This is a genomic window from Streptomyces sp. NPDC054932 (assembly GCF_053610205.1).
Map to the genome: position 1 here is coordinate 1 of NZ_JBSGXU010000383.1, position 1,842 is coordinate 1,842.

General features: G+C 68.2%; 2 protein-coding genes. One reads left to right on the forward strand and one right to left on the reverse strand.

Translation table 11 applies throughout. From position 1 onward, the window contains the following. Positions 1-155: 155 nt before the first annotated feature. Positions 156-542: a hypothetical protein gene (locus ACWGE1_RS40970; protein WP_453425555.1), complete on the forward strand. Its 387-nt coding sequence runs from the start codon at positions 156-158 to the stop codon at positions 540-542. A 322-nt stretch (positions 543-864) separates the two neighbouring features. On the opposite strand, the gene ACWGE1_RS40975 is transcribed toward ACWGE1_RS40970, so the two are convergent. After that, positions 865-1,713 (reverse strand): DUF6193 family natural product biosynthesis protein, encoded by an 849-nt coding sequence (locus ACWGE1_RS40975; protein WP_453425556.1) that lies wholly within the window; start codon positions 1,711-1,713, stop codon positions 865-867. Between the last annotated feature and the right edge of the window lie 129 nt (positions 1,714-1,842).

The following is a 1,842-nucleotide window of genomic DNA, read 5'->3' on the forward strand; positions in this document are numbered from 1 at the left end:
TTTGTGGTGGGGGGTTTTTTTTTTTTTTTATAACCCGCTGGGGGGGCATTATTACGCCCCCCCCCCCCCCCCCCCGGGGGGGCGGCGGCGGCGCCCGCCGCCCCGCGACACCCCGACGTTCAAGAAGTGGCCCATCCAACACAGGCAGGCACTTTGTGGAGTTCCGGCATTACGACCAGTCCGAGGTCACGATCCCTCAGCTCGCCCTCGACCTCGACCCCTACCGCTTCCCCGGCGCCGACACCGCCCCGCCCACGGCCTACGTCGCCCTTCCGCAGAACCGCCCAACGGACACGGACAGTCACCTGCCTCACCCCGGCGAAACACATCCCGCGGCACAGGGGCCGGCGTCCGACCCACGCCTCGCCTGGCCCCTGACGCCGCTGACGCCCCTGGAGCGGCGGAGGCTGGACCTCCAAGCGGCGCTGACGACCATCGGCGTCCCACCGGTCCCCGGCGATCTGGAATCCATCAACATCCTCTCGTCGCTCGACGACACGACCCACGCCACCCTCGTACGATGGATCACCACCAACCGCTGAACCCACGGCCGGTTCAGATGCCCGGGACGGGGGGCGGCCTTCAGGATGCGGCCGGACAATCCGCCGCCCCGGCTGCGGCCGCTGTGTCGCAGGTGTTGCCGATCGGGGCCGCAGTCTCCGCGCTCCCCACCAAGGGCCGGACCGGCTACCAGCGTTCCGGGCTCCGCCACTGGAACACGGGCGCGAACCCGTCCCTGACGGAAGGGTTGAGGCAGCCCCTTGGTCACCCCATGACAGTCACTGCCGAACGAAGAACCACCCTCACCGGGCAGTCAGTGGTCGACCATCCGCTGACACCCAAACCTCGCCGCCACGCCCCCACTCACACCTGGGTTCCGTCACCACCGCTGGCCTTGGCCGCCATCGCCCGCCGGGCATCGTGGATCACTTCGGCCGCAGAACCGCACCCTTCCGGGAGCCCTTCCACCACGAGCCTGACGGCCTCGTCGGCGGTGTCGGCTGTACCCGACGAAAGGTCCGTGTCCCACAGGCAGATCACACGCCAACGACCCTCTCCCAGGGGAAAGATGCTCGGGATGTCACTTCCGGGAGCCGAGATCGTAAAGCGGCGGAATTGCAAGGATCCGTGGCCGACCATGGGAAACAGGGAGCGCAGTTCCGGGGACCGAAGCGCCGCCTCCACAAGGTCGTGGTCAATAAGATCATCGGACAGGTGCCGCATACGCTCCCACTCGTAGGCGACCCCCCTTCCCTGGTCATGCGCCAGGGCTTTGGGACTCACCATCAGGAATTCCCACCTGGTGGCCATGTCCATCAGAGGCATCCCCGCCTGCCAGGCCTGGACCACCTCGATCGCGGCCTGCAGGGACGATGCCGCGCCCGCAGCCGCGACGCCCACAAAAGGCAGCCTCAGTGTCACCCCGATTTCGCGGCGATCGGGCCGAAGTTCCACTTGAACATCCCCGCACTCCGCCTCCACGCCGGCCACGAAGTGGCGTGACAGTCCTTCAGGCGGGTACGCCTCGCGCAGCCCGACCAGCTGCACGCCCATCCTTCCGGCGGCAGCCCGCAGCGCGGCCGTCAGATCTCCCTCGCAGGCCGCCACCTCCGGGTACAGCTCGGCGTCAGGCCTCATCGTCGAACTATCCATGCCAACCCCCGCCATCAGAAAGATCCATCGTACCCAGCGGCCTTCTCCCTTGATCGCCACGATTGTGTCCCGGCCCCTGGGGCGGGGGGGGGGGGGGTTTTGGTGGGGGGCCCCCCCCCCCCCGACCGCGGCCGGAACATACCAGCGGGCGCGCCGGGGGGTTTTAAAAAAAAACAAGCCCCCCCGACC